Annotated in this window: 21 protein-coding genes and 1 pseudogene; 12 read left to right on the top strand and 10 right to left on the bottom strand. The window is 74.1% G+C overall.

Translation table 11 applies throughout. From position 1 onward, the window contains the following. Positions 1-316 precede the first annotated feature (316 nt). Positions 317-3,910, top strand: a complete 3,594-nt coding sequence (locus ACWDNY_RS24440; RefSeq protein WP_451647926.1) for a DNA polymerase III subunit alpha — start codon at positions 317-319, stop codon at positions 3,908-3,910. A gap of 520 nt (positions 3,911-4,430) precedes the next feature. After that, entirely contained in the window at positions 4,431-5,330 is a 900-nt protein-coding gene (locus tag ACWDNY_RS24445) for an esterase/lipase family protein (RefSeq protein WP_451647927.1), read from the top strand. Between the two features lie 85 nt (positions 5,331-5,415). On the opposite strand, the gene ACWDNY_RS24450 is transcribed toward ACWDNY_RS24445, so the two are convergent. Both ACWDNY_RS24450 and ACWDNY_RS24455 read right to left on the bottom strand, forming a co-directional pair. Then, the gene (locus tag ACWDNY_RS24450; protein WP_451647928.1) at positions 5,416-6,549 is read right to left on the bottom strand and encodes a lytic polysaccharide monooxygenase auxiliary activity family 9 protein; all 1,134 of its coding nucleotides are present in this window, start codon (positions 6,547-6,549) and stop codon (positions 5,416-5,418) included. A gap of 289 nt (positions 6,550-6,838) precedes the next feature. Continuing rightward, positions 6,839-6,973 carry a hypothetical protein gene (locus tag ACWDNY_RS24455; protein WP_361505023.1) on the bottom strand — a complete coding sequence of 45 codons (135 nt, stop codon included), beginning with the start codon at positions 6,971-6,973 and terminating at the stop codon, positions 6,839-6,841. Positions 6,974-7,111: 138 nt separating this feature from the next. Here ACWDNY_RS24455 and ACWDNY_RS24460 point away from each other — a divergent pair, with 138 nt between their 5' ends. After that, a complete protein-coding gene (locus ACWDNY_RS24460; protein WP_451647929.1) occupies positions 7,112-7,750 on the top strand; it encodes a class I SAM-dependent methyltransferase in 639 nt (212 codons plus the stop codon). A gap of 81 nt (positions 7,751-7,831) precedes the next feature. Here the strand turns inward: ACWDNY_RS24460 and ACWDNY_RS24465 are convergent, their stop codons facing one another. Next, the gene (locus ACWDNY_RS24465) at positions 7,832-8,332 is read right to left on the bottom strand and encodes a DUF402 domain-containing protein (RefSeq protein ID WP_451647930.1); all 501 of its coding nucleotides are present in this window, start codon (positions 8,330-8,332) and stop codon (positions 7,832-7,834) included. Next, positions 8,313-9,266 (bottom strand): N-acetyltransferase family protein, encoded by a 954-nt coding sequence (locus ACWDNY_RS24470; RefSeq protein WP_451647931.1) that lies wholly within the window; start codon positions 9,264-9,266, stop codon positions 8,313-8,315. The genes ACWDNY_RS24465 and ACWDNY_RS24470 overlap by 20 nt, the downstream gene beginning before the upstream one ends. Before the next feature lie 72 nt (positions 9,267-9,338). On the opposite strand from ACWDNY_RS24470, the gene ACWDNY_RS24475 reads away from it, so the two are divergent. Further along, complete coding sequence (locus ACWDNY_RS24475) at positions 9,339-9,725, top strand: GntR family transcriptional regulator (RefSeq protein WP_451647932.1); 387 nt, start codon at positions 9,339-9,341, stop codon at positions 9,723-9,725. Positions 9,726-9,819: 94 nt separating this feature from the next. On the opposite strand, the gene ACWDNY_RS24480 is transcribed toward ACWDNY_RS24475, so the two are convergent. Together ACWDNY_RS24480 and ACWDNY_RS24485 are read right to left on the bottom strand one after the other, a co-directional pair. Then, on the bottom strand, positions 9,820-10,593 hold the full coding sequence (locus ACWDNY_RS24480) for a DUF72 domain-containing protein (RefSeq protein WP_451647933.1): 774 nt from the start codon (positions 10,591-10,593) through the stop codon (positions 9,820-9,822). Positions 10,594-10,676: 83 nt separating this feature from the next. Beyond that, complete coding sequence (locus ACWDNY_RS24485; protein WP_451647934.1) at positions 10,677-11,783, bottom strand: DUF5925 domain-containing protein; 1,107 nt, start codon at positions 11,781-11,783, stop codon at positions 10,677-10,679. Positions 11,784-12,251: 468 nt separating this feature from the next. Here ACWDNY_RS24485 and ACWDNY_RS24490 point away from each other — a divergent pair, with 468 nt between their 5' ends. After that, on the top strand, positions 12,252-13,058 hold the full coding sequence (locus tag ACWDNY_RS24490) for an SGNH/GDSL hydrolase family protein (protein WP_451647935.1): 807 nt from the start codon (positions 12,252-12,254) through the stop codon (positions 13,056-13,058). Between the two features lie 72 nt (positions 13,059-13,130). Here the strand turns inward: ACWDNY_RS24490 and ACWDNY_RS24495 are convergent, their stop codons facing one another. The 3 genes from ACWDNY_RS24495 to ACWDNY_RS24505 all read right to left on the bottom strand — a co-directional run bounded on the left by ACWDNY_RS24495 (position 13,131) and on the right by ACWDNY_RS24505 (position 18,356). Beyond that, on the bottom strand, positions 13,131-14,843 hold the full coding sequence (locus tag ACWDNY_RS24495; RefSeq protein ID WP_451647936.1) for a nickel transporter: 1,713 nt from the start codon (positions 14,841-14,843) through the stop codon (positions 13,131-13,133). Continuing rightward, positions 14,840-16,648, bottom strand: coding sequence for a tetratricopeptide repeat protein (locus tag ACWDNY_RS24500; RefSeq protein ID WP_451647937.1), 1,809 nt, complete (start codon positions 16,646-16,648; stop codon positions 14,840-14,842). The genes ACWDNY_RS24495 and ACWDNY_RS24500 overlap by 4 nt, the downstream gene beginning before the upstream one ends. 130 nt (positions 16,649-16,778) lie before the next feature. Then, positions 16,779-18,356: a DUF4331 domain-containing protein gene (locus ACWDNY_RS24505; RefSeq protein ID WP_451647938.1), complete on the bottom strand. Its 1,578-nt coding sequence runs from the start codon at positions 18,354-18,356 to the stop codon at positions 16,779-16,781. 212 nt (positions 18,357-18,568) lie between these two features. On the opposite strand from ACWDNY_RS24505, the gene ACWDNY_RS24510 reads away from it, so the two are divergent. Together ACWDNY_RS24510 and ACWDNY_RS24515 are read left to right on the top strand one after the other, a co-directional pair. Next, a complete protein-coding gene (locus tag ACWDNY_RS24510; RefSeq protein ID WP_451647939.1) occupies positions 18,569-19,111 on the top strand; it encodes a sigma-70 family RNA polymerase sigma factor in 543 nt (180 codons plus the stop codon). Positions 19,112-19,154: 43 nt separating this feature from the next. After that, a complete protein-coding gene (locus ACWDNY_RS24515) occupies positions 19,155-19,964 on the top strand; it encodes an anti-sigma factor (RefSeq protein WP_451647940.1) in 810 nt (269 codons plus the stop codon). A gap of 67 nt (positions 19,965-20,031) precedes the next feature. On the opposite strand, the gene ACWDNY_RS24520 is transcribed toward ACWDNY_RS24515, so the two are convergent. Then, positions 20,032-21,483 (bottom strand): PucR family transcriptional regulator, encoded by a 1,452-nt coding sequence (locus ACWDNY_RS24520; RefSeq protein ID WP_451647941.1) that lies wholly within the window; start codon positions 21,481-21,483, stop codon positions 20,032-20,034. A gap of 99 nt (positions 21,484-21,582) precedes the next feature. Between ACWDNY_RS24520 and ACWDNY_RS24525 the strand changes: the two genes are divergently transcribed. The 5 genes and pseudogenes from ACWDNY_RS24525 to ACWDNY_RS24545 all read left to right on the top strand — a co-directional run bounded on the left by ACWDNY_RS24525 (position 21,583) and on the right by ACWDNY_RS24545 (position 25,950). Then, complete coding sequence (locus ACWDNY_RS24525) at positions 21,583-23,115, top strand: purine-cytosine permease family protein (RefSeq protein WP_451647942.1); 1,533 nt, start codon at positions 21,583-21,585, stop codon at positions 23,113-23,115. Between the two features lie 76 nt (positions 23,116-23,191). Then, positions 23,192-23,593, top strand: a complete 402-nt coding sequence (locus ACWDNY_RS24530; protein ID WP_451647943.1) for a YybH family protein — start codon at positions 23,192-23,194, stop codon at positions 23,591-23,593. A gap of 16 nt (positions 23,594-23,609) precedes the next feature. Next, entirely contained in the window at positions 23,610-25,049 is a 1,440-nt protein-coding gene (locus tag ACWDNY_RS24535) for a gamma-aminobutyraldehyde dehydrogenase (RefSeq protein WP_451647944.1), read from the top strand. Positions 25,050-25,056: 7 nt separating this feature from the next. After that, a pseudogene (locus ACWDNY_RS24540) lies at positions 25,057-25,261 on the top strand (DDE-type integrase/transposase/recombinase); the annotation flags it as partial. Between the two features lie 422 nt (positions 25,262-25,683). Next, positions 25,684-25,950 (top strand): hypothetical protein, encoded by a 267-nt coding sequence (locus tag ACWDNY_RS24545; RefSeq protein ID WP_451647945.1) that lies wholly within the window; start codon positions 25,684-25,686, stop codon positions 25,948-25,950. Positions 25,951-25,957 lie beyond the last annotated feature (7 nt).

A 25,957-nucleotide genomic window follows, 5' to 3' on the forward strand; every position in this document is an offset into this window, starting at 1 on the left:
TGGACGTGGACGTGGACGCGGAGGCGTCGAGCGGTGGGGCGGGGCTCGGATCGTGCGCGGTGCGGGGGGTGTGGTTCCCGTCGTGCGGCGCGCGGCGGGACTGCGGGCCCGGTGCCGGTGGGCGGACCGTCCGGCCGGCTCTCCGCGGGATCCCCCTCACCTCCGCCCCGTGTCCCGGGTGCGGGGTGTTTGCGCAGGTGGGACACGCTCGAATGGTCGTCGTACAGATGTTCGGGGATGGGGGTATGGTGGGGCTGAGGTAGTTGGGAACTGATGTTCGAGAGCCGATGAGGGCTCACGAGTACGGGAGGTGCGGGTGCCGGGCTTCACGCATCTGCACACCGTCTCCGGGTTCTCCCTGCGCTACGGCGCCTCACACCCGGAGCGGCTGGCCGAGCGGGCCCTGGAGCGGGGCATGGACGCGCTCGCCCTCACCGACCGGGACACGCTCGCCGGTACGGTGCGCTTCGCCAAGGCCTGCGCGAAGGCGGGCATCCGTCCGCTGTTCGGTGTGGAGCTGGCGGTGGCGGAATCCGAGCCGGTACGGCCGGAGGCGTCCGGGCGGCGGGAACGGCGCCGGACGCCCGTGCGCGGCGGTGCCTTCGTCGACGAATCGACCCCCCGCGTCACCTTCCTCGCCCGGGACGGCGCCCGTGGCTGGGCCGGCCTGTGCCGTCTGGTCACCGCCGCCCACTCCCCGAGGACCCCGGCTCCGTCCGAGCGGCCGTCCCGCCAGGGGCCGGGGGGATCGCCGTCCCCGGACTCGCCGCTGCTGACCTGGCCCGACAACCACGCCGACGGCCTGACCGTACTGCTCGGCCCCGGCTCCGACGTCGGCCGCGCCCTCGCCGCCGGCCGCCCGGACCGGGCGGCGCGGCTGCTCGCGCCCTGGCGCGAGGTCTACGGCGACTCCCTGCGCCTGGAGGCCGTCTGGCACGGCCGTACCGGCACCGGTCCCGGCTCGCTGCGCCTGGCCGCCCGCACCGTCGGCTTCGCCGCCGAGCAGGGCGTCCGGCCGGTGCTCAGCAACGCCGTCCGCTACGCCGACCCCGGCCAGGGCCCGGTCGCCGACGTCCTCGACGCCGCCCGCCGCCTGGTCCCCGTCGGCGCGGGCGGGGAGCTCGACTCCGGCGAGGCGTGGCTGAAGGACCCGGGCGCGATGCTGCACGCCGCCGAGCGGATCGTCGAGGCGGCGGGCTTCCGGCGCGAGGCCGCCCACCGCCTGCTGGAGCAGACGCGGGCCACGGCCGCCGAGTGCCGGGTCGACCCCGAGGACGACCTCGGCATGGGCTCCGTCCACTTCCCCGAGCCGCACCTCGTCGGCGCCGGCCGCCGCACCGCCCAGCGCGCCCTCACCTCCCGGGCGGCCGCGGGCATGGTGCTGCGCGGCTACGCCGGCCGCCGGGACTACTGGGAGCGGATGCACGACGAGCTGGACATCATCGCCCACCACGGCTTCGCCTCCTACTTCCTCACCGTCGCCCAGGTGGTCGACGACGTGCGGGGGATGGGCATCCGGGTCGCCGCCCGCGGCTCCGGCGCCGGCTCCCTGGTCAACCACCTCCTCGGCATCGCGCACGCCGACCCGGTCGAGCACGGGCTGCTGATGGAGCGCTTCCTGTCCAAGCGCCGCATGGTCCTGCCCGACATCGACATCGACGTGGAGTCCGCGCGCCGCCTGGAGGTCTACCGCGCGATCATCGGGCGGTTCGGCACCGAACGGGTCGCCACGGTCGCCATGCCGGAGACGTACCGGGTCCGCCACGCGATCCGCGACGTCGGGGCCGCCCTGTCCATGGACCCCGCCGACATCGACCGCATCGCCAAGTCCTTCCCGCACATCCGCGCCCGCGACGCCCGCGCGGCGCTGGAGGAACTGCCCGAGCTGCGGAAACTGGCGGGGGAGTCCCAGCGGGACGGCGGGCGGTACGAGCGGCTGTGGGACCTCGTCGAGGCTCTCGACGCCCTGCCGCGCGGCATCGCCATGCACCCGTGCGGCGTGCTTCTGTCCGACGCCTCCCTGCTCTCCCGGACGCCGGTGGTGCCGACCAGCGGCGAGGGCCTGCCCATGTCCCAGTTCGACAAGGACGACGTCGAGGAGCTCGGGCTGCTCAAGCTCGACGTACTGGGCGTGCGGATGCAGTCGGCGATGGCGCACGCGGTCGCCGAGGTGGAGCGGGCGGCGGGGGAGCGGGTCGACCTGGACGCGCTGCCGCCGGACGACCCGGCGACGTACGGACTCATCCGTTCCACCGAGACGCTGGGCTGCTTCCAGATCGAGTCGCCGGGCCAGCGCGACCTGGTCGGACGGCTGCAGCCGTCGACCTTCGGCGACCTGGTCGTCGACATCTCCCTCTTCCGGCCCGGCCCGGTCGCCGCCGACATGGTGCGGCCGTTCATCGAGGCGCGGCACGGGCGGGCGCCGGTGCGCTTCCCGCACCCGGACCTTCGGGAGCCGCTGAAGGAGACCCACGGGGTCGTCGTCTTCCACGAGCAGGTCATCCACATCCTGGACATCATGACCGGCTGCGGGCGGGACGAGGCCGACCGGGTGCGGCGCGGGCTGTCTGACCCGGAGTCGCAGGCGCGGATCCGCGTGTGGTTCGCGCAGCACGCGGCGGCGCGGGGCTACGACGCGGAAACGATTCAGCGGACCTGGGGGATCGTCGAGGCGTTCGGCTCCTACGGCTTCTGCAAGGCGCACGCGGTGGCCTTCGCCGTGCCGACGTACCAGTCGGCCTGGCTGAAGGCCCATCACCCGGCCGCCTTCTACGCGGGGCTGCTCACGCACGACCCCGGCATGTACCCGAAGCGGCTGCTGCTGGCGGACGCACGGCGGCGCGGGGTGCCGATCCTGCCGCTGGACGTGAACAAGTCGGGGACCACCCACCGGATCGAACTGGTGTCTGAACCGGCGGAGTGGGGGCTGCGGCTGGCCCTGTCCGACGTGCACGGCATCAGCGAGGCCGAGGCGGCGCGGATCGCGGACGGGCAGCCGTACACGTCGCTGGTGGACTTCTGGGAGCGGGCGCGGCCGAGCCGTCCCGTCGCCCAGCGGCTCGCCCAGGTGGGCGCGCTGGACGCGTTCGGCGCCAACCGCCGCGACCTGCAGCTGCACCTCACCGAGCTGCACCGGGGCACCCGGAGTACCGGCGGCGCCCAACTGCCGCTGGGGGGAGGGCGGAAGACCGCGTCGGCCGGACTGCCGGACCTGTCGGCCGAGGAGCGGCTCAGCGCCGAGCTGGGCGTGCTGTCCATGGACGCCTCCCGCAACCTGATGGACGACTACCGCGCCTTCCTCGACGAGCTGGGCGTGGTGCCGGCGCGGCGGCTGCGCGAGGCGCGGAACGGCGAGACGGTCCTCGTGGCGGGCGCCAAGGCGGCCACCCAGACCCCGCCGATCCGTTCCGGCCGGCGGGTCATCTTCACGACGCTGGACGACGGCACGGGCCTGGTCGACCTCGCCTTCTTCGACGACTCCCACGAGGCCTGCGCGCACACCGTCTTCCACTCCTGGCTGCTGCTGGTGCGCGGGGTGGTGCAGCGGCGCGGCCCGCGCAGCTTCAGCGTGGTGGGTGCCGCCGCCTGGAACCTCGCCGAGCTGACCGAACTGCGCGCCCGGGGCGGCCTCGACGAGGTGGCCGCCCGGCTGGCGCAGCCGGGCGGCCCGCCGGAGGGGGCGGGGGACGCCCCGGACGGCGGCGCCCGGCGCGCCCGGCTCGCCGGATCGGACGGCCGGCCGGCGCCGGCCGGCTCCGCGGCGCAGGACCCCATGGAGGCCGCCCGCGACCGCAGCATCCGGATGCCCACCGGCTACGAGATGCACCCGTGGGCGGATCTGCGGCCCGCGGGCGAAGGGCCGCCGAGCGGAAGGAAGCTGTGGCACCGGAGTCCGGGGAGCGCGGGCTGACGGCGCCCGCGCCGGGCCCCGGCTGCGGCCCGGTGCGCCGGGCGGCGCCGCGGCCGGCTCCGGTGTGACCGGCTCCGGTGCGGCCGGCCGGGGCCTCGACGGCGGGGGCGCGCACGGAGTGGACGCCCGCGATCGCCCGCGGTGGCGCGGCCGGTGACGGCCGCGGTCCGGGATGGCGGGGTGGGACGGCCGCTGGTCCGCCACGACGGGCCGGTGCGGTCGGCCCGGCATGAGCAGGGAACGGCAGTCCGGCGTCGGGCAGCGGACCGCGCGCGACCCGGGACCTGTCCTGCGACGGAGCTCGCGCGTCCGCGCACCTCGGAGACCTCTCCGGTCAACGTTATGACGGCCCGTCAATCAGGTTATCGGCACTTTCCGTTGTCCCGGGAACTTTTTACCGACGCGTAACTTCACACTTGGACTACTCGCCCGTAACTTGACGAATGAACAGCATCCTCGTGATCCGGATCACAGGGCGTCGTGCCGTCGCACCTCCCTTGAGCCGCAAGGAGATCACCCGATGCTGCCCTGGAAACGCCTGCTCAGACCCCTGGCCGCCGTGCTCCTGGCCACCACCGTCGCCACCGTCCCCGCCGCCACGGCCCACGCGGCCGGGAACCCCGGCCTGCAGGCCCCCCTCGCCGCGCAGAGCCCGGCGTCCGCGGGAGGCTGGAACAACTACGCCTGCAAGCCGTCCGCCGCACACCCCCGCCCCGTCGTCCTCGTCCACGGAACCTTCGGCAACGGCGTCGACAACTGGCTGTCGCTCGCGCCGTACCTGACAGACCGCGGCTACTGCGTCTTCTCCCTCGACTACGGTCAACTGCCCGGCGTCCCGGTCTTCTACGGACTCGGCCCCATCGACAAGTCGGCGCAGCAGCTCTCCGTCTTCGTCGACAAGGTGATCGCCGCGACCGGCGCCGCCGAGGTCGACATCGTCGGCCACTCGCAGGGCGGCATGATGCCCCGCCACTACCTCAAGTTCCTCGGCGGAGCCGCCAAGGTGAACGCCCTCGTCGGCATCGCGCCCGACAACCACGGCACCACGCTGGGCGGTCTCACCAAGCTGCTGCCGTACTTCCCCGGCGCCGCCGACCTGCTGACCGCCGCCACCCCCGGCCTCGCCGACCAGGTGGCCGGGTCCGCCTTCCTCACCCGGCTGAACGAGGGCGGCGACACCGTGCCGGGGGTCCGCTACACCGTCATCGCCACCGCGTACGACGAGGTCGTCACGCCCTACCGCAGCCAGTTCCTGAGCGGAGCCGACGTGCGGAACGTGCTGCTGCAGGACCTGTGCCCGGTCGACCTGTCCGAGCACGTGGTGATCGGGCTCTTCGACCGCATCGCCTTCCACGAGGTGGCCAACGCCCTCGACCCGGCCCACGCCTCCGCCACGACCTGCGCGTCCGTCTTCAGCTGACCCGGCGGCCCGGCACCGGGGCCGCGCCGCACCGAGGGGCCTGTCCGGCCTGAGCCGCCGGACAGGCCCCTCTCGCAGGTCCGCGTCAGCGACCGTGCCGCGTCGCCCGGCCCGCCCGCCGCCGGACCGAGGCGAACAGCGCCGTCGCGCCGAGCGCCAGGGCGGCGGCGCCGCCGACGGCGGCATACGGTGTGCTGCCGTCGCCGCCGGTCTCGGCCAGGCTCCGGGACGCGCCGGCCGCCTGCGGGGCGTTCCCGGACGTGGCGGCGGCGGTCTGCGCGTCCGCCGTGGAGCCGCCGGCGGGCCGCGGGTCCGTCCGGGAGCCGCCGGTGGTCCTCGTCCCGCCGCCCGCCGGGGCGCCGGCCGTGCGGTCTGCCGGGCTGGACGGGTCCGTGGTGGTGCGGGGGTCGTCGTCCCCGTGGCCGTGGTGCTCGATCGTCGACTTGCCGGCACCGTCCGCGATCTGCCGGTCGGTGGGCGCGGAGGCGGCCGGGGCCGGGCCGCCGCCCCTCGTGCCACCGCCGGTGCCGCCGGTGTCTCCGGTCCCGCCGAAGGTGACGTCCGAGCAGGAGTAGAAGGCCTCCGGGCTGTCCGAGCGCTGCCAGACCGCGTACAGCAGCTGCCGTCCCGAGCGCTCGGGGAGGGAGCCGGAGAAGGTGTAGAAGCCGCCGGAGGCGACCGGGTCGGTGGCCGTCGCGACCGGGTGCCCCAGGTCCAGGTCACCCCACGCCAGCGGCTTGGCCGGATCGTAGCCGGGCTTGGTGATGTACACGGTGAAGGTGCCCTTGTGGGGTGCGGTCACGCGGTACCTGAAGGTGTACGCGCCACTGTCCACACCGGTCGCCGGCCAGTCCGCGCGGGCCAGGTCCAGGCCCTTGAACTCCTCGTTGCCCGCGCTGCACAGCTTCCCGTCCGGGACGAGGTCGCGGTGCCGCCCGTTCGCGTCGCCGATCCGGATGCCGTTCCAGTCGTACAGCGCCTGGGTACCGCCGGCCGCGACGGCCGCCCTGCACGCCGCCGACTTCGGGCTCTCCGGTCCCTCGGCGTAGCACTGGGACACCCGGCTGACCGGGCCGCCCATGGTGCCGTGCGCGGACGCGGGCGCGGCGGCCAGTGCGGTGAGCGCGAGCGGTGCCGTGCCGAGGGCGACGACGGCGGCGGCCCTGCGGCGCGGGGACGTCCCCTGCTCGCGCGGGGCGGAGAGCTGGGGGAGGCGCATGGGGGAACTCCTCGGGAACGGTCCTGGGCGTCGGTCGGTGACCGGCGGGCGGGCGAGCCCGAAAGGCTCGGCCGGATCCCGCGGGGTGATCAGAAGCTAGCCCCAGAAGACCGGGATATCGCCTGCTGAAGGCGGTGGGAGGAGATCCTTATGCTCGCGTTAAGACAGGGCTAACCGAGCACTCAGGAAGTGCGGCCGGACGCTCGGGGAAACGCGCAGTGCCGTCCGGGCTCCGCACCGGCCCGCGGCACCGGCCGTACAGCGCGTCCCATGTCCCGCGGCCCGCCGGTCATGCGTCCGGCCACCAGGTGCGGGCGATGTCCTTGCGGACCTCCGGGCGCCCCGCGGGGCGTGCCTCGGCCTCCTCACCGGCCCGGCGGGTGTCCGTCTTCCTCAGGGGCTTCTGCACGGTCACACGGCGCATTGCTGCCTCCTTCGCGGTCCACCGGGTTCCGTGTTCCCACGGAGGTAGACCTTGCGGGCGAGAGTTCCTCATCGGCGGGGGTCTGTCTGTGGCCGCGGTCACCATCGGAGTGTCAGTGGCGGGTGCCACTCTGAGTCCATGAGCGAGCGGACGGACGAACGGCGGGACATCGTGGGCGACGGGCCGGTTCCGGCCCAGGTGGACTGGGACGCGCGGGCGGTGTCCTTCGACGAGGAGCCCGACCACGGGCTGCGCGACCCGGGGGTGCGCGCAGCCTGGGCCGGGCGGCTGCGCTCCTGGCTGCCGCAGCCGCCCGGCGACCTCCTCGACATCGGCTGCGGTACCGGCAGCCTGTCGCTCCTGGCGGCCGAGCAGGGGCACCGGGTGACGGGCGTCGACAGGTCCCCGGCCATGGTGGAGCGGGCGCGCGCCAAGCTCGCCGGCCGTGACGCCGTGCTCCTCGTCGGCGACGCCGCGGCCCCGCCCGTCCGGGAGGGGTGCTTCGACACCGTCCTCGTACGCCACCTGCTGTGGGCGCTGCCCGACCCCGGCCGAGCGCTGCGGCGCTGGCGCGCGCTGCTGCGCCCGGCCGGGCGGCTGGTCCTCGTGGAGGGCGTGTGGGGCGACGTCATGCCCGTCGGCATACCCGTCGACCGGCTGACCATGCTTCTCGGGCCGCTCACGCATCACATCCGCATCGAGCGCCTCTCCCGCGACGCCCGGCTGTGGGGCAGGGAAGTGGACGACGAGCGGTACGCGGTGGTGGCCCTGGTGTGAGCCGCGCGGGCCGCGACCCGTGCGGCGGTTCCGACGGGCCCGCTGCCGGGGGTGACCGCGCCGGCCGACCGGGGTCGAGGTTCAGGTCAGCAGCGCGTCGAAGCCGCCCTCGCGGGCCAGCGTCTCCAGTTCGTCGAGGGCGGAGACGGCGGCGTGCGCCGCCTCGGGGTCCGTCCGCGCCAGGCCGCTCGCCGCGAACTCGTCCTCGTCCAGCCGCCGCACGTCCCCGCCGTCGGCCGAGCGCCACAGGTCCAGGTCGAGGTCCTCGACGACGAGTGTGCCGCCCGAGCGCGTGGCGGGACGCGTGACGTCGCAGTACCAGCCCTTCAGCGCGCCCCCGGCGGCCCGGACCTCCTTCACCGAGTACCAGCGGTCGCGCCAGTAGTACTCGGTGAAGACGTCGCCCGGCTCGAAGCGGACGAAGCCGAAGTCGCGCACGCCGCCGCCCGCCCAGGGCGCCCGGACCGCGATCCGGGTGCCGTCGTCGGCCAGCAGTTCCGCCGGATAACGGATCTTCGTCCGGCTGCTCTTGACCAGGACGACCTCCATGCCGGTGCCCGGCTCAGCCGAGTTCGCGGACATGCCGCACCTCCGTCGCGACGATCTCGTAGCCCAGCCACCGGTTGATCGCCAGCATCGGTCCGTTGCCGCTGTCGTTGCCCGTGAGCGCCTGCGTGAACCCGGCGGCCCGGGCGCGGTGCAGCGCGTCGGTCTTCACCAGCTTGGCCAGGCCCCGGCCGCGGAAGGCGCGGGCGGTGCCGGTCATGACGGTGCCGACGCGGCTCCCCCCGCCCGACCGGGGGCGGGGGGAACCGTCGTCGGTGCGGGTGAGGGTGAAGGCGATGGGGCGCCCGTCGACCACGGCGACGGAGGACAGTTCGGTGCTGACCAGCGGATGCCGCCAGGTCTCCTCGAGCCACGCGTCGTAGTCGCTCAACAGCACGTCGACATCGCTCGGTTCGTCCGCCACCGCCTCCGCGTCCAGCTCGAAGAGGGGGCGCGGGTCGTCGGCGAAGTCGGCCGCGCCGCGCACCTCGACGCCCGGCGCGGCCCGTACCGGCGGGAGCGTGCCGCCCGCCAGGTCGAGGCGGAGGAAGTGCGCCGAACGGCTGGGACGGTAGCCGTTCCGCTCGGCGAAGTCCCGGTTGCCCGGCTCGTCCAGCACCCAGCTGAACAGCTTCCTCGCGCCGCGGGCGGCCAGATGCTCCTCGGCGGCCCGCAGGAGCGCCCCGCCGGCGCCGCGGCGGGTGTGCGCCGGGTCCACGTACACGTTGACGTTGCCCTGGCCGGGCTCGGCGCTGTCGTGCGTGAGGTGCACCTGGGCGGTACCGATCACCTCGCCGTCCGCCACGGCGACGAGGGGGCGGTAGTGCGCGTCGGGGTGCATGTGGCGGAGGTCGTGGGCGAGGGAGTCCGGGGTGAGCAGGACGAACGGGAGGGCACGGTGCCGGGCGCGGGCGAAGCCCTCGAGGTCGGCGCGGGCGTCGGGGCGCAGGGCACGGACGGTCACAGTCATGACCGCGCACGCTACGGGGAGGAACCGGCGCTCGGCCTCCCATTTTCCGGCGGGTGCGGGACAATCGTCCGCGTGACCTTGAAGATCCACATCGATGACGGCGCCCCACCGTACGAGCAGGTGCGGGCGCAGATCTCCGAGCAGGCGCGGTCGGGCGCGCTGCCGGTGGGGTACCGGCTGCCGACGGTGCGGGGGCTGGCCGAGTCGCTGGGCCTCGCGGCGAACACGGTGGCCAAGGCCTACCGGGCGCTGGAGGCGGACGGGGTGATCGAGACGCGCGGCCGCAACGGCACGTTCGTGGCCGCCGCCGGCTCCGCCGCGGCACGGGAGGCGGCGGCCGCCGCCCAGGCCTACGCGGACCGGGTCCGGCGGCTCGGCCTCACGGAGACCGACGCGCTGGCGTCCGTCCGGGACGCCCTGCGGGCCGCCTACGGGGCGTCCGGCGGGCACGGGGCATAGGGCGCGGCGCGCACGCCGGGCAGCGGACGCCGCCCGCACGAGCCGGCGCCGCCGGCGGCGGAGGCCCCGGCGGCCACGCCGGCACGCGCGCCGGTCAGCTCCGTGCCGGCACCTTCTCCGGCGTCCGCGTCACCGTCAGTCCCGCCGTCCTCGCCGTGCGGGCGAAGCGGACCGCGTCCTGCACCGCCGCCCCGTGCGGGTCGTTGTTGAAGTAGGCGTACACGTCGTGGTCGTCCGGCCAGGTGACGGCGATGCGGTCCACCCACGTCTCCAGCGAGCGGCGGCCGTAGTGCGGCCACACGCGGGCGCGCCCCACGTGGAAGCGGACGTAGCCCCAGTCGGTGGTCCGCCACAGCGGCGTCACCGGCCGGGCGAGGACGTCGGCCCAGCACAGGGCGGCCCCCCGCCGCTCCAGGACCTCGCGTACCTGCGGCGTCCACCACGAGTCGTGGCGCGGCTCCACCGCGATCCGGGTGCCGGCCGGGAAGCAGGCGAGGCAGGCGTCCAGCAGCTGCGGAGCGGCCCGCAGCGTCGGCGGCAGCTGGAGCAGGACCGGCCCGAGCCGCTCGCCCAGGCCGCCGGCGTGCGTCATCAGGCGGCGCACCGGCTCCTCGGGCTCCTTCAGGCGCTTGATGTGCGTCAGATAGCGGCTGGCCTTGACCGCGACGACGAAGTCCGGCGGTACCCGCTCCCGCCAGCTCTCGAAGGTCTCCCGCGGGGGCAGCCGGTAGAAGGCGTTGTTGACCTCCACCGTCGCGAAGGCCGCCGCGTACTCCTCCAGCCACAGCCGCACGGGGCACCCCTGCGGGTACAGCACACCCCGCCAGTCCTTGTACTGCCAGCCCGACGTGCCGACGAACAGGGTCATACGCCCATCAAAACACCGGCCCGGTCACCGGGCGCCCCGTCGGCGGGGCCGTGCCCGTCACATCGCGGGCACGGCCCGGCACGTCACAGGTACAGCCCCGCGTCGCCGCCCCGCGGCTCCGGCAGTGCCGTCGGCGACGTGCCCCGGCGCAGGGCGTACAGCTCGGCCAGGGTCGCTCCGTCGCGGCCGACGGCCTCCTCGCGGCCCTGGACGTCCTCGCCCAGCCAGGCCACCGCCTCCCGCCGGGTCAGCGGGCCCACCTCGATCCGGGCCAGGCAGCGGCCGGGGCGGACCACGGCCGGGTGCAGCCGCTCCAGGTCCTCGTTGGTGGTCACGCCCACCAGGACATTGCGGCCCTGGCCGAGCAGGCCGTCGGTGAGGTTCAGCAGCCGGGACAGCGCCTGGCCCGCCGTGTGCTTGGCCTCACCGCGGATCAGCTCGTCGCAGTCCTCCAGCAGCAGCAGGCGCCAGCGGCCCTTGCCCGCCCCGTCCTCCTCGCCGATCGCGATGTCCATCAGGTAGCCGACGTCGGAGAAGAGCCGCTCCGGGTCGAGCACGCAGTCCACCTGGCACCAGTCCCGCCAGGACCTCGCCAGCGTGCGCAGCGCCGAGGTCTTGCCCGTGCCCGGCGGGCCGTGCAGCAGCAGGAGCCGGCCCGCGATGTCCTCCGGGGTCGTCTTCATCAGGCGGTCCAGGGCGTCCGCCACCGGCGCCGTGTAGTTGGCCCGCAGCTCCTCCCAGGTGCCCGCCGAGATCTGACGGGTCGTGCGGTGCGGGCCGCGGCGGGGGGAGACGTACCAGAAGCCCATGGTCACGTTCTCCGGCTGCGGCTCCGGTTCGTCCGCCGCGCCGTCCGTCGCCTCCCGAAGCACCCGCTCGGCCAGCTCGGCGCTGGTCGCCGTGACCGTGACGTCGGCGCCCCGGTTCCAGCGGGAGACCAGCAGCGTCCAGCCGTCGCCCTCGGCGAGGGTCGCGCTGCGGTCGTCGTCGCGGGCGGCCCGCAGCACGCGGGCGTCCTGCGGCAGCAGCGTGGCGCCGGAGCGGACGCGGTCGATGTTCGCCGCGTGCGAGTACGGCTGCTCGCCCGTCGCGAAGCGGCCGAGGAACAGCGCGTCGACGACGTCGGACGGCGAGTCGGAGTCGTCGACGTTGAGCCGGATCGGCAGAGCGTCGTGTGGGTTCGCAGACATGCCGCCATGATCCGGCACACGGATGCCGTACGCACCCGCTTTCCGAGGTGCCCACGGCGTGTCGGCCGCGCCCGGCCTCACCCTTCCGCGTCCCGCCGCGCGCTGACGGACCGTCGCGAACCGCGGCCCGGTTCGCCCCCTGGTCGCGGCTTTCGCGCCGCATGGGCGGCTTGCCCGCAAGCGCCGGATGCCGGGCTTCGGTGCCGCGGCCGCCGAGTCGGCGTCACGACCCGCCCGCCCGGCTCTCCTTGACGGGCGGACGCGGTCATGTCCGGTCGGCGCGTCGTCCCCTACCCAGGCTCACCTGGGGTTCCGTCAACCTTGTTTGGCCCAAGCCCCGTTGACCGGCCGGAGAACCACATCGATGAATTTCGTTGAGCGGTGGATTTTTCTTGGCATGGACACTTCCAGTCAACACGCGTAGCTGCTACCACAGTTGTGGCAGAGATCCTGCTAAAGGGAGGTTCCATGAGACGTTCCCGACTTTCGGCCTACATCACCTCCATCCTCCTGGGCATCGGCCTGACCCTCACCGGGGCGGCTTCCTCGCAGGCTTCCGAACTCGCCGTCACCGGCGGCTACGTGGCCCTCGGCGACTCCTACTCCTCAGGGGTCGGCGCGGGCAGCTACATCAGCTCGAGCGGCGACTGCGACCGCAGCACGAAGGCGTACCCGTACCTGTGGAACGCCGCGCACGCACCTTCCTCGTTCTCCTTCACCGCCTGCTCGGGCGCCCGGACGGACGACGTCCTGGCGAACCAGCTCGGCCCGCTCAGCTCCTCCACCGGGCTCGTGTCCCTCAGCGTCGGCGGCAACGACGCGGGCTTCGCGGACGTCATGACGACCTGTGTGACCTCGTCCGACAGCACCTGTCTGTCCCGCATCAACACCGCCATGGCGTACGTCGACACGACGCTGCCCGGCAAGCTCGACAACCTCTACTCGGTCATCCGCAGCAAGGCGCCCAACGCCCGTGTGGTCGTCCTCGGCTACCCGCGCTTCTACAAGCTCGGCACCACCTGCCTCGGCCTGTCCGAGACCAAGCGCTCCGCCATCAACAACGCGTCGGACCACCTCAACGCCGCCCTCGCCAAGGTGGTCGCGAACCACGGCTTCACCTTCGGCGACGTCCGCACCACGTTCTCCGGCCACGAGATCTGCTCCAGCAGTTCATGGCTGCACAGCGTCAACTGGCTCAACATCGGCGAGTCGTACCACCCCACCGCCTCCGGCCAGTCGGGCGGCTACCTGCCGGTGCTCACCAACGCGGCCTGACCCTCGGGGAACCGGCGCCGCGCGCGTGGAGGAGACCTCGTCCGCCGGGGTCTCCTTCACGCACGTAGCGGCTCAGCCCAGTGCGGACGCCGCCCCCCTGAGCACCAGTCCCGCGCCCAGGGCCAGCACGACCAACGCGGAGCCCAGGGGCGCGCACCGGCGCACCAGCGCGGTGAGCGGGCCGGCGGTCCACCGGGGACGGCGGCGCAGCACGCCGGTGAGGCCGGTGCCGAGCCGGACGACGGCGAACCCCGCCGCGGTGAGGGTCAGGGCGAGCCCCAGACCGTAGGCGACGACCAGCAGGAGCCCGAACCAGGCCTTGCCCAGCGCCGCCGCGCCCACCAGCACCACCACGGCCGAGGGACTCGGCACCAGCCCGCCGGCGAACCCCATGAGCAGCGTGCCGCGGAGAGTGGGGGTGACGGGGTGGCTGTGGGTGAAGCCGCCGTGGGTGTGCTCGACACCGTGGGAGTGCCCCTGACGGCTCCGACGGCTCTGGTGACCCTTGTGCCCCTGGCGGCCCCGGTGGTCGGCGGGCGCGGGGGCGTGGTCGAGGGCCGGGGCGCCGTCCTCGGGGTGGGTGTGGGCGTGGTCCTCACCGTGGTGGCCCCGGACGGCGGCGTGCGGGTGGGCGTGGTCGTGGGTCCGCTCCGGTGCGTGCTCGTGCGCCGGGGAGGGCGCGGGAGCGTGTGCCGGCGTGTGGGGGTGGGCGTGCTCCGGCGTGTGGGGGTGGGCGTGTTCGTGAGGCCGGTCCCGGTGGCGCCAGGCGCGGCGCAGCAGGGTCGCCCCCGCGAGGGTCACCAGGACGCCGCTCGCGACACCCAGCCAGGCGATCACCGACGGCGCCGCCGCGGAACCGGCCGTGACCAGGACGCCGAGCGCCACCACGCCGAGGGTGTGAGTGACCGTCACCGACGCCGCGAGCGGCAGGACGTCCCGCAGCCCGGCCCGCCCGCCGCGGGCCGCCGCCGTCGCCGCCATCAGGGTCTTGCCGTGGCCCGGGGCGAGCGCGTGCAGCGCGCCCAGGCCGACGGCGACGACCAGCGCGAGGGCGGCGAAGCCGAGGGTGAGGTGCCGGCGGGCGACCAGGTCGTCCAGGGCCCGGGTCCAGCGGTCGGCCCCGCGCGGCAGGACGGAGGCCGCGGGCGCATCCGCCCGCCCGGCGGCCAGCGCGGGACCGCCCGGCCGCACCCGCAGGGACGCGGTGGCGGTGTCGGCCGGGGACGAGAGCAGTTCCTCGGGGTAGGAGGTCAGTTCGCGGGAGACCGAGGAGACGGGCACGTCGGACGCGGTCAGCGTCGTCCGGTCGCCGCGAGCGGTGATCTCCCGCCAGCCCGGCCCGGTGGACGCCCCCGCACCGCGGAAGCCCACGGCGAGCGTGCGGCCCTCCGGCAGTGGCGCCGTCAGCCGGCACTCCACCCGGAGGGTGTCGAGTCCCGCCTGGCCGGAACGTACGCGCGCGTGGGCGGCGCCGACGGTGAGGACGGCCGCGCGCCCGTCGACGGTGACCGTGCTGCCGCGCGCCGCCCGCTCGCACCGCTGCCGGGCCCACGCGGGCAGCCCGAGCCGCTCGATGTCCGGCCCGGCCTGGGTCGCGGGGATCTCGGCGAGGTCCTCGACGTGGTCGACGCGCAGTGCGCCGGGGGCGGCGACGAGGCCGTCGTAGCGGTTGACGGTGAAGTTGCCCAGGGGATGCGCGCTCGCGGCGCCGGCCGGGACCAGCGCGAGCGCGCCGGCGGCCATGAGGACCGCGGCGGTGCGGACGAGTGCACGCAGGGGGTTCACCGGGCCGCCCCCAGCGCCTTCAGCGCGGCCCGGGCCGCCCGGGCGCCGAGCGGGGAGAAGCCGGGGTTCAGCTCCACTGCCCGGGCGAGGTGGGCGCGGGCGTCACGGGGACGGCCCGTGGCACGCTCGATCACCCCGCGGTGGTAGAGGAACACGGCGTTGCGGTAGCCGGTCGCCGTGGCGCGGCGCGCGTAGGGCAGCGCCTCGTCGTCGCGGCCGTTGACGTGCAGGGCCCAGGCGAGGGCGTCCGCGGTGTGCACGGTCTGCCGGCGGGCCCACTCGGCGCGGGCCGCGCGCAGGGCCTGCCGGGTGTCGCCGTGGTCGGCGGCGGCCAGCGCGGTGTCGAGGTCGGCCTGGACGCCGTTCGCGCGGGCCAGGGCGAGCCACGCGCCGACCAGGGAGTACTGGTCCCGGGCTCGCGTCCGGTCGCCCTCGCCGTCGCGGGCCTCGTACAGCTCGCCGAGTCCGACGAGGGGGCCGGGCAGCGGATGCGTGGAGACGACCCGCTCCATGCCCGCGACCGCGTCCGCCAGGTCGCCGCTCGCGGCCTGGGCGCGGGCCCGGCCCTCCAGGGCGGGCAGATAGGTGTCGTCGGCGGCCAGGGCGCGGGCGTAGTGGCGGAGGGCGGTCGCGTAGTCGCCCTGGTTCCAGGCCAGTTGCCCGAGCTGGGTGGCGACGTAGGCGATGTCGCCGGCGGAGGCGGCGGAGGCCAGCGCCTGTTCGAGCACGCGCCGGGCGGTGGCGACGTCGCCCCGCAGTTCGCGCACGTACGCGTACCGGGTGAACACGGGGATCCCCGGGCGCCGGGCGTCGGCGGTGTCCGCCGCCCGGGCCGCCTCGCCGTACCGGCCGAGTTCCACCAGGGCGTCGATCCGCGAGCACAGGGCGCGTTCGCTGTAGGGGTTCTGCCGCAGGACCCGGTCCGCGTAGACCAGGGCGGCGGTGAAGTCGTGCCGGGCGGCGGCGAGGGCGGCCTGTCCGGCCAGCGCCTGATCGTTGCCGGGTGCGAGCCGCAGGGAGCGTGCCAGCGCCCGCGCGGCCGCCGGGTACCGCGACGGATCGCCCTTGGTCCGCGCCTGCTCCACGTACGCCAGCCCCAGCGTCGCCCAGCCGCCGTGGTCCCTCGGCTGCTTCCGCAGGTGCGCCTGCAGTGACGCGACGTCCGCGTCGAGATTTCCGCCTCCCGGTGACCCCGGGGGAACCGCGCCGGCCGCCACCGCGCCGGCCCCCGCCCTTCCGCCGTCGCCTGCCGCACCGGCGGCGACCGCGCCGCCGGTGAGCGCGACGGCCAGCAGCACAGCGGGCCCGGCCCGGCGCAGGCCGCGCCACCGCCGCCCCGCGGCAGCGACCCGCCGGACGGCGGCCACCCGCTGCTCCTCACCCGGCGCGGGACGTGCTCCGGCGTCCGGTCCCGCCTCCTGCGCCGCCGCCGGGTGGGCGGACGGGGCCGTGCCGGGCCCGCCCTCGCCCACTCCGCCCGACCGGACGCCGGGGCGGGTGTCCGTCGTGGCCGGTGCGGTGGCGGGTTCGGTGTCCGGGGGCGGTTGCGTGTCCGGCCGGGCGCCCGGTGCCTCGGCCGAGGCCGCGCGACCGTCGCCCGCACCGGTCTCCGCGCCCTGCCCGGGCTCGCCTCGCCGCGCCCGGCGCGGCACGGGGCCAGGGGACCCGCCGGGGCCGCCGGGGCCGCCGGAGGCGCCCGGTCGCGGCCCGGCCGCGAGGTCCGCGTCGTCCCCGCGCTCCGGGGGCGCGGCGGGGGGCGTGCCCTGTCCCGTGTCCCGTGCGCTGTCGTTCCTCCGCGAGGCCATGCCCTCTCCTCGGTCGCGTGTCATCGTTCAACCTGCCTGGCCGGTGGGTCCGTCGCCGTGGGGTGGCGCGGCCCGCGCCGTGGGGGATGGAAAGCGCGGGCCGCGCCGCTCGGGGGAGGGGACGGGTGGATCAGTACGGGCGCTGCGCGCGCCGGCGCCACCACGCCAGGCCGGTACCGAGGAGCAGGACCGCCGCCGCCCCCGAGGCCGCCGACGCGGCGATCATGACCGTGTTCCCGGAGTCCGCCGCCGGCGCCCCGGCCGGCCGCAGCGCGTCCCCCAGCTGGCTGCGGACGTCGGCGCCGCTGGTCGTCCCCTTGGCGAGCGGGCCGCGCGAGCCCGACGTCGGCTCAGCTACGTAGGGGAAGTACTTCTCGAACTTCTTGTCGTTCTGGTCGACGGCGTCACCCAGGTCGTTCTTCGAGCCGACCAGCTCGCCCTCGACGACCTGGAGCGCGGCGTCGATCACGTCGTCGCCGAGCCGGCGCCCGTTCGGGAAGCCCGCGTTGTCGCCGTCCAGGACACCGAGCCGCTTCGGGTGCGGGCTCGGTTTGACGGAGGTGTTGAGCCGCAGCTCCTCCGCCGGCCGCACGTGCGGGGGCTGGTTGAGGCCCTCGACGCCCTTGAGGAAGACGTCGACCAGGTCGTTGCGCGGCTCGGCGGGCGCCTTGATCTTGTAGATCCCCTCGATGAGCTTCGGCAGCTCCGGGTGGGTGACGTTCTTCAGGAACTGCGCGTCGCCGTACGGCTCGGAGGCGTTGAACTTGTCCTTGTCCTTCTGGGGGTTGACGACCTCGTTGACCAGCGGGCTGCCCAGACGGGAGACCTGGGTCCAGCCGCCGTGCGCGTTCCGGCGCTGGGTCGTCGACCAGATGCCCACGACCGGCTGGTGCTCGGACTCGCGGATCAGGTCGTTCGGCACCTGCAGGGCGATCGTGTTGACGTTGTAGCCGGCGAGCGTGTCCCGGCCGACCTCGGAGAGGTTGCCCCCGTACAGCAGGTCGAAGACGCGCAGGTCGAGGAAGAAGGGGTCGTCGGCCTGGCCGGCGAACGTCGACGCGCCCCCCGCCGTCCGGTGGACCGCGTGCCGGCGCAGCATGCCGTAGTCCGGCATGGACGCCTTGCCGACGTTGGACGGTGCCACCGGCACGTCGTCCGCGAGCTTCGTCTTGGACACCAGCTTCTGGTGGTGCAGCCTGATCAGCTCGATGTCGTACGTCTGCGTGATGTTCAGGTCCGGGTCGTCCAGACTCGTGACCGGGCCGGTGTTGTAGAGGAACGTGTCCCCGTTCTTCCGGTGCGTGCTGAACGTGTACCGGAAGATCATCTCGCTCTGCGCGTCGCCGTTGTTGTCGACGTGCAGGTCGTACTGGGCGTCGTCCGCGAAGGTGTAGAAGTTCGGTCCGCCGGCCGGCTCCTCGAACGGGATCCAGTTCGCCACGATCGTCGTCGTGTCGGGCTTGTCCGGGCTGACGAACGCGTAGACGTCCGTGTTGTCGTACTGCGGCGTCCCGGAGATGAGCGGGGCCTCACGGTGGCTGGAGGCGGAGGCCACGCCCGGTTGCAGCGTGGCCACGCCCGCCGCCGCGATCCCCCCGGCGGCCAGCGCTCCGCAGACGAGCGTGGCGAGGCCTCTGCGTCCCGCCCCGCGCGCCGACCGCCGCGGGGTGGGCCCCTCGCTCCCGGAGAGACTGGAGAAAGCTGTCATGCCGATCCGTCCTCGATGCCGACTTGCCTGTCGCCGGGGCATTCGGAAGCGGCGGCGGGGCGGATTGGTCGGCGGCCGGGAAATCTTTTCCGTCCGCCCGACCCGCGTTTTCGGCCCGCTGATCCGTAACACCCCCGGGAGGTGCGCGCGTTGCGCACGCCCCGCGTGACGGGACGGACCCGCGGCGGCCGCGGCGGAGAAGGGGGTACGGGGTGGAGGCGGACGAACTCCTGGTGCTCGTGGCAGGGGGTGACCAGAAGGCCTTCGAGGAGCTGTACGGGCTGGTGTCCGGGCCCGTGTACGGCCTGGTGCGGCGCGTGGTGCGCGACCCGGCCCAGTCCGAGGAGGTGGCGCAGGAGGTGCTGCTCGACATGTGGCGCTCCGCCGCCCGGTTCGACCCGGAGCGCGGCAGCGCGCTGTCCTGGGTCCTCACCCTTGCCCACCGCCGCGCCGTCGACCGGGTGCGCAGCGCCCGCGCCGCCGGCGAACGCGAGCAGCGCGAGGCGCTGCGCGCCGCCGCGCCCGCCTTCGACCACGTCGCCGAGGAGGTGGAGGCCGGACTGGAACGCCAGTGGGTGCGGCGCTGCCTGGACCGCCTCACCGCGCTCCAGCGGCAGTCGCTCACCCTCGCCTACTACGACGGCTACACCTACCGTGAGGTGGCCGAGCGGCTCTCCCTGCCGCTGGGCACGGTCAAGACGCGCATGCGTGACGGGCTCACCCGGATGCGCAACTGCCTGGGAGGTGTCGCATGAGCGCCCCTGACCGTCCGTGCCGTGTGCGCCGGGGAGGTACGGCATGAGCCTGCTCGACCGCCTGCTGCGCCGCGAGGACCTGCACTCCCTCGCCGCCCCCTACGCCCTCGACGCGCTCGAACCCGCCGAACGCGTCCGCTTCGAGCGCCACCTGGGACAGTGCGACCGGTGCTCCGCCGAAGTCCGCGCCCTGTCCGAGGACGCGGTGCGCCTGGCCTGGTCGGCGGCCGCGCCGGCGCCGGCCGCGCTGCGCGAGAGGGTCATGGCCGCCGTCCGCGCCACCGCGCAGGAGCCCGCCCCGGCCCGCGGCCACACCCCTCAACTGCCCCCGCACGTGTGGGGGGTTCAGCCGCCGCCCGCGCGCGCCCGCGCGCCCCGGCCGCGCCCGCTGTTCGCGCCGTTCGCCACCCTGACCGCCGCCGCGGCCCTCGTCGTGGCCGCGCTCTTCGCCGTCCAGGCCCAGCGGACGCAGGACCGGCTGGACGCCGAGCGGGACCGGGCACGTGAGATCGCCCACGTTCTGGCCGCCTCCGACGCGCGGGCCGCCACCGGCCGGGACACCCGCGGCCGCAGTATCGGAGTGGTCGCATCCGCCCAGGAGGGGCGGGCCGTCGTCACGCTGAGCGGATACGGCGCCCCGCCGAGCGGACACGTACGGCAGCTCTGGCTGATGCGTCCCGGTGCGCGCCCGCAGTCCCTCGGGCTCTTCGACGCCGGCACGCCCCTGGTCGCCTCCGGCCTCACCCGGTCCGCCACGTCACTGGCCGTGACCGTCGAGCCCGACGGGGGATCGGAGCAGCCGACCACGCAACCAATCGTCCAGCTCGGCCTGAAATCTGCCGGATTCGGATAGTCCTCGTGCGACAGCCGGGTCAGGGCCACGGCCACGTCCAGGTCCGGGCGGGCGGTGACCGAACTGCTCAATCGGTGAGGCCCAGCGCTCCCGCTGCCTGGATGGCCAGCCAGACCTCGGCCAGAGCCCCGGTCGATGTCAGATCACGGCCGGCGAGAGCGCCGAAGCGGCGCAGCCGGTAGGCAAGGGTGTTGGGGTGGATGTGGAGCGCCGCCGCGGCCGTCTCGGTTCGGCGGTCGCGCTCCATCCAGGTACGGGCGGAGACCAGCAGTTGCGAGCCATGTGCCTCGTCGTAGCGCAGGACCCCGCCGAGCACGTGCTCGACCAGCGCGATCAGGACGGCGGGGTCGTCGGGCAGCCACCGCCCCGTCGAGTCGTCGCCGTACCGGACGACGGGGCGGCCCGACTCCCCGGCCTTGGCCACCGCCCACAGCGCCTCGCGCTGGGCGACCTTCAGCGGTGCGCCCGGCTGGAAGGGACGGCTGACCCCTGCTGTCACGGCCGGCAGCTCACCGACGGCCGCCGCCAGCTCCGACGGCCCCAGGACGTAGCGGTCCTCGCCGCGGGTGAGCAGCAGATGGGGTTGGTCCTCCAGGCAGCGCAGCAGCGCCTCGTCGGTGGTGTGGCGCACCACGAGGAGTACGGTGTCGCCCTCGATCGCGTGCCGGGCGAGCCGGCGGCGGGCCGCCTCCGGGTCGACTACCTCCTGCAGCAGTTCGGCCAGCGTCTCCGCGCCCTCGCGGCGCAGCGTCTCACGCTCGTTGCGCACCATCGCCAGCCGCAGCGCCGCTACGGTGGCGATGTGCTGGGCGACGGCGAGTCCCGCGGGCTGGGCACCCTGACGCTCGTAGGCGACCAGAAAGCCCGCCGGGCCGCCGGGCGCGGGCACCGGGAGGACGAATCCGCCGGGGATCGTCGGCGGTGCGTCGACGGAAGCGGGCAGGACAGCGGGGTCCGGTACGGCGACGCCGGGCAGAAGCGGGCGGCCCTGCGGTGTGCAGAGATGGACGTCGTAACCCGACAGGGCTTCCAGACGGCGCAGAAGGGTCGCCGTGTCGAGATCCTCGGCGACCAGCCAGCGCAGCGAGTCGAAGACCTGGAGCTGCGCGCCCAGCCGGTGCCGGGCGTCCTCCTGGGCGGCGGCCGCGACTTCCTGGGCGACGGCGATGAACGGGACGGCGAGCGGCACCTCCAGGACCGGGAAGCCCCGCTCGTCCGCCGCCTGGAAGAACGCGTCGTGCAGCGGGGGCATGTGCAGCTGTGCGGAGAGGGCGAGAGCCGACACCCCTGCGTCGTCCAGTCGCCCCAGGTAGGCGCACTGCCCGGCAGCGGTACGGGGGACGGCCATACCCGCCGTCATGATCATCTCGGCACCCAGGAGCCAGGGCGTGGGATCGGCAAGCTCGCTGGCGTGCGCCCAGGACACGGACCGGTCCAGACCGGCGCTGCCGGCCTTCACGGAGAGCCGGAGCGCCGGGAAGGACAGCAGATCACGGACGGTGAGTTTGTTCTTGGCCACACAAAACAGCCTACGTCTCTGTGACGTACACAATTGTCGCTGGTCATCCGAGTGGACCAGACTGTGGCGCCTCCCCCTGTATGACCGAAAGGTGATGCCATGACGGCGTCGATAACCGAGATCGAGACCTATGGTGTGGAGCGGATCCCTGACCAGGACCGCACGGCCCGCCCGATCGATCTGTTCCGGCTCGCCTTCGGTGGTGCCAACACTTTCGCGACCTGTGTGCTGGGCGCCTTCCCGATCCTCTTCGGCCTCTCCTTCTGGCAGGGTGTCGCGGCGACCGCCCTCGGTCTCGTGGTGGGTGCGCTCCTCCTGGCCCCGATGGCGCTGTTCGGCCCCGCCAACGGCACGAACAACGCCGTCTCCTCCTCCGCGCACCTGGGTGTGCACGGCCGGGTCGTCGGCTCGTTCCTCTCCCTGCTCACCGCCATCGCGTTCTTCTCGATCTCGGTGTGGTCCTCGGGGGACGCGCTCGTCGGCGGCGCGCACCGGCTCGCCCACGTCCCCGAGTCGGACGTGACCTACGGCATCGCGTACGCGATCTTCGCGGGGCTGGTCCTGGTCGTCTGCGTCTACGGGTTCCGGTTCATGCTGCTGGTCAACAAGATCGCGGTCCTGGCGGCGTCGGCCCTCTTCGTGCTCGGCGCCTTCGCCTTCGCCGGTGATTTCGACGCCGGTTACGCGGGGGCCTTCACGTCCACGGCCGACCCGCTGTTCTGGCCTTCGTTCATCGGCTCCGCGCTGATCGTGCTGTCCAACCCGGTCTCCTTCGGCGCGTTCCTCGGTGACTGGTCCCGTTACATCCCGGCCGGGGCTTCGCACCGCCGGGTGATGGGGGCTGCGTTCCTCGCCCAGATCGCCACCCTGCTGCCGTTCCTCTTCGGCCTGGCCACCGCGTCGATCATCGCGTCGAAGGCCGAGAAGTACGTCGATCCCGCCGCCCCCAACTACGTGGGCGGACTGCTCGCGATCTCACCGGGCTGGTACTTCCTGCCGCTCTGCCTGATCGCCCTGATCGGCGGCCTCTCCACCGGCACGACGTCGCTGTACGGCACGGGGCTCGACTTCTCCAGCGTCTTCACGCGTTTCAGCCGCGTCCAGGCCACCTTCTTCATCGGCGTGCTGTCCATCGCGTTCATCTTCGCCGGCCGCTTCGCGCTCAACCTCGCGCAGTCCATCTCGACGTTCGCCACGCTGATCATCACCTGCACCGCACCGTGGATGATCGTCATGACTCTCGGCTACGTCACCCGGCGCGGCTGGTACGACGCGGAGGCTCTGCAGGTCTTCAACCGCCGCCAACGCGGCGGCCGCTACTGGTTCACGCACGGCTGGAACTGGCGCGGCATGTCCACCTGGCTCGTCTCCGCCGTCGTGGCGGTCCTCTTCACCAACCTCCCCGGCCAGTTCGTCGGCCCGCTCGGCGATCTCGCGGGCGGCACGGACATCTCGCTGCTGGTCGGCCTCACCCTCGCGGTCGTGCTCTACCTCGCCCTGCTCGCCCTGTTCCCCGAACCGCGCGCCGTGTACGGACCGGCCGGACCCCGATTCGTGCGCGCGTCGGATGCCCCGGTGCCGCCGATCACCGGCGCCGAGGAGACCGTGACCGAGCCCGCCGTGACCCACTGAGACCCCACCGTCACCGGCCGCAAGCGAACACAGGGCTGCGGCCCGACCCCCGAGCGCCCACCACCAGGAGCCGCACATGAGCACCACCACCGTCCAGGAGGTCCGGACCGCCGCGGACGCGCTGGTCGCCGCCTTCGCCGAGGGCCGCATCGACGACTACTTCGGCGCCTTCGCGCCCGACGCGACCTTCGTCTTCCACACCACCCCGCGGCGGCTCGGCTCCACGGCCGAGTACCGGGCGCTGTGGCAGGAGTGGGTGGAACAGGACGGCTTCCGGATCCTCGGCTGCACCTCGTCCGCACAGCTGATCCAGCCCTTCGGCGACACGGCCGTCTTCAGCCACGACGTCGAGACCCGGGTCGCCACCCACACCGGCGAGGAGACGGTCCACGAACGGGAGACCATCGTCTTCACTCGCGCCGACGACGGCCGGTGGGTCGCCGTCCACGAGCACCTTTCCGCCCGTACCCCCGCCTGACCAGGAGAGACGTTCCATGAGCACCACCTTCCGCAACTACATCGACGGTGCGTTCGCGGACGCCTCGGACGGCCGCACGCTCGATGTGGTGGACCCCACCACGGGTGACGTCTACGCGACCTCCCCGCTCTCGGGTGCCGCGGACGTGGACGCTGCGATGGCGGCCGCGGCCTCGGCGTTCCCCGTCTGGCGCGACACCACGCCGTCCGTACGGCAGCGGGCACTGCTGAAGATCGCCGACGCGATGGAGGCACGGGCCGACGAACTCGTCGCCGCGGAGAGCCGGGACACCGGCAAGCCGCTCCGCCTCATCCGCAGTGAGGAACTCGCCCCCGCGATCGACCAGATCCGCTTCTTCGCGGGCGCGGCGCGCATGCTGGAGGGCCGCTCGGCCGGCGAGTACATGGAGGGAATGACCTCCATGGTCCGGCGTGAGCCGGTCGGTGTCTGCGCCCAGGTCGCGCCCTGGAACTACCCCTTGCTGATGGCGGTGTGGAAGTTCGCCCCGGCGCTCGCGGCGGGCAACGCCGTGGTCCTCAAGCCCTCGGACACCACCCCGGCCTCCACGGTTCTGATCGCCGAGATCATCGGCGGTGTCCTGGAGGAGCTGGCACTGCCCCGCGGAATCTTCAACGTGGTCTGCGGTGACCGTGAAACGGGCCGTCTCATGGTGGAGCACCCGACCCCCGCGATGGCGTCCATCACCGGATCGGTACGCGCCGGCGTCCAGGTCGCCCAGAGCGCCGCCAAGGACGTCAAGCGGGTCCACCTGGAACTCGGAGGCAAGGCCCCGGCGGTGGTCTTCGAGGACGCCGATCTGGCGAAGGCGGTCGAGGACCTCGTGATCGGCGGCTTCTTCAACGCCGGGCAGGACTGCACTGCCGCGACCCGCGTCCTGGTCCACGAGTCGGTCCACGACGAATTCGTCGCCGCCCTCGCCAAGGCCGCGGCCGACACCAGGACCGGACTGCCGGACGACGAGGGCGTGCTGTACGGACCGCTGAACAACGCGGCCCAGCTCGCCCAGGTCAGCGGCTTCATCGAGCGCCTGCCCGAGCACGCCAGGATCGAGACCGGCGGCCACCGGGTCGGCGAGCAGGGCTACTTCTACGCCCCGACCGTGGTGTCCGGCCTCCACCAGGACGACGAGATCATCCAGAACGAGGTCTTCGGCCCGGTCATCACGGTCCAGTCCTTCACGGACGAGGCCCAGGCCGTGCGGTACGCCAACGGTGTCGACTACGCGCTCGCCTCCTCGGTGTGGACCAGGGACCACGCGCGAGCGATGAGAATGTCGAAGAACCTCGACTTCGGCTGTGTGTGGATCAACGCCCACATGGCCCTCGTCGCCGAGATGCCGCACGGCGGGTTCAAGAAGTCCGGCTACGGCAAAGACCTCTCCGCCTACGGCTTCGAGGACTACACCCGGATCAAGCACGTCATGACGTCGCTCTGAGGCCCGGCAACGGCACCTGTGGCGGGCCGTCGGCGCCGACGGCACCGCCCTGGACGTCCTCGTGCGGAACCGGCGGGACAAAGGCGCGGCCGGGCGCTTGTCTCCGCGACCTGGTGAAGGGGACGCGCGCGGTGCTGCGGGTGGTCGTCACCGACAGGCCCCGCTCCTACGGCGCCGCCCACCACGAGGTCGTGCCCCGCGTCGAGCACCGCCCCATGTCGTGCAGTGGCTGACACACGGTGGCCGGGCCGGGGAAGTTCGCCGGAGACACCGGCCTCCTCGGCCACCTGCGCGATGGTCACCCGCCCTGCCACTGCGATCCGGACGCGTTCGTGGGACATCGCAGTGAGGTGCCGCTGGAGCAGTCCGCCGAAGCAGGGGTTCGTCGTCGGTCAGGCGGTGTCCCGTCGCCTGCCGGCGGGCGCCGAGGGGCTGCCGGCGGACGGCCGGGCGTCCGGCGAAGGCGGCCACGAAGGTCCAGGACGGCCGCCCGGCCGGATCGGCGAGCTGGACGAGTAATCGTCAACCCCCTGACAGGGAAGGTGAATAGTGCGGCCGCGATACACGGGTGCCCCGAGGGGGCGATAGGGTTACTCTGCCCGGGCCGGGTGGACTCGTACGGGTGGGGAGTGACATGGAGCAGATAACAGTGCGCAGCAGGGCGAGGGTCCCTGCGATCACCTGCGGGAGCAGTGCGACCAGCTCGCGCCTCGACCGCCATCTCGCGGTACTGGCGGGGCCTGCCGTCCCGCAGCGCGAGACAGCCGAGGCCACTTTGCTGATGCGTGAGCTGACCGCGCGTGACACACACGACCGCACGGGCAGGGGCGCACGGGTGAGCCGGGTGTCGCTGTTCGCGCCGCTGCGCCGACTGCGCCGCTCGCTGTTCGGCGGGCGCTGACCGGCAC

The organism is Streptomyces sp. NPDC003697 (assembly GCF_053587115.1).

What these genes read in the sequence shown, in the direction of transcription:
- ACWDNY_RS24445 (WP_451647927.1), top strand. Translation starts at nt 4,431, where the DNA reads ATGCTGCCCTGGAAACGCCTGCTCAGACCCCTGGCCGCCGTGCTCCTG.
- ACWDNY_RS24525 (WP_451647942.1), top strand. Translation starts at nt 21,583, where the DNA reads ATGACGGCGTCGATAACCGAGATCGAGACCTATGGTGTGGAGCGGATC.
- ACWDNY_RS24465 (WP_451647930.1), bottom strand. Translation starts at nt 8,332, where the DNA reads ATGTCCGCGAACTCGGCTGAGCCGGGCACCGGCATGGAGGTCGTCCTG.
- ACWDNY_RS24535 (WP_451647944.1), top strand. Translation starts at nt 23,610, where the DNA reads ATGAGCACCACCTTCCGCAACTACATCGACGGTGCGTTCGCGGACGCC.
- ACWDNY_RS24490 (WP_451647935.1), top strand. Translation starts at nt 12,252, where the DNA reads ATGAGACGTTCCCGACTTTCGGCCTACATCACCTCCATCCTCCTGGGC.
- ACWDNY_RS24460 (WP_451647929.1), top strand. Translation starts at nt 7,112, where the DNA reads ATGAGCGAGCGGACGGACGAACGGCGGGACATCGTGGGCGACGGGCCG.
- ACWDNY_RS24500 (WP_451647937.1), bottom strand. Translation starts at nt 16,648, where the DNA reads ATGGCCTCGCGGAGGAACGACAGCGCACGGGACACGGGACAGGGCACG.
- ACWDNY_RS24455 (WP_361505023.1), bottom strand. Translation starts at nt 6,973, where the DNA reads ATGCGCCGTGTGACCGTGCAGAAGCCCCTGAGGAAGACGGACACCCGC.
- ACWDNY_RS24530 (WP_451647943.1), top strand. Translation starts at nt 23,192, where the DNA reads ATGAGCACCACCACCGTCCAGGAGGTCCGGACCGCCGCGGACGCGCTG.
- ACWDNY_RS24545 (WP_451647945.1), top strand. Translation starts at nt 25,684, where the DNA reads ATGGAGCAGATAACAGTGCGCAGCAGGGCGAGGGTCCCTGCGATCACC.
- ACWDNY_RS24505 (WP_451647938.1), bottom strand. Translation starts at nt 18,356, where the DNA reads ATGACAGCTTTCTCCAGTCTCTCCGGGAGCGAGGGGCCCACCCCGCGG.
- ACWDNY_RS24450 (WP_451647928.1), bottom strand. Translation starts at nt 6,549, where the DNA reads ATGCGCCTCCCCCAGCTCTCCGCCCCGCGCGAGCAGGGGACGTCCCCG.
- ACWDNY_RS24480 (WP_451647933.1), bottom strand. Translation starts at nt 10,593, where the DNA reads ATGACCCTGTTCGTCGGCACGTCGGGCTGGCAGTACAAGGACTGGCGG.
- ACWDNY_RS24515 (WP_451647940.1), top strand. Translation starts at nt 19,155, where the DNA reads ATGAGCCTGCTCGACCGCCTGCTGCGCCGCGAGGACCTGCACTCCCTC.
- ACWDNY_RS24485 (WP_451647934.1), bottom strand. Translation starts at nt 11,783, where the DNA reads ATGTCTGCGAACCCACACGACGCTCTGCCGATCCGGCTCAACGTCGAC.
- ACWDNY_RS24470 (WP_451647931.1), bottom strand. Translation starts at nt 9,266, where the DNA reads ATGACTGTGACCGTCCGTGCCCTGCGCCCCGACGCCCGCGCCGACCTC.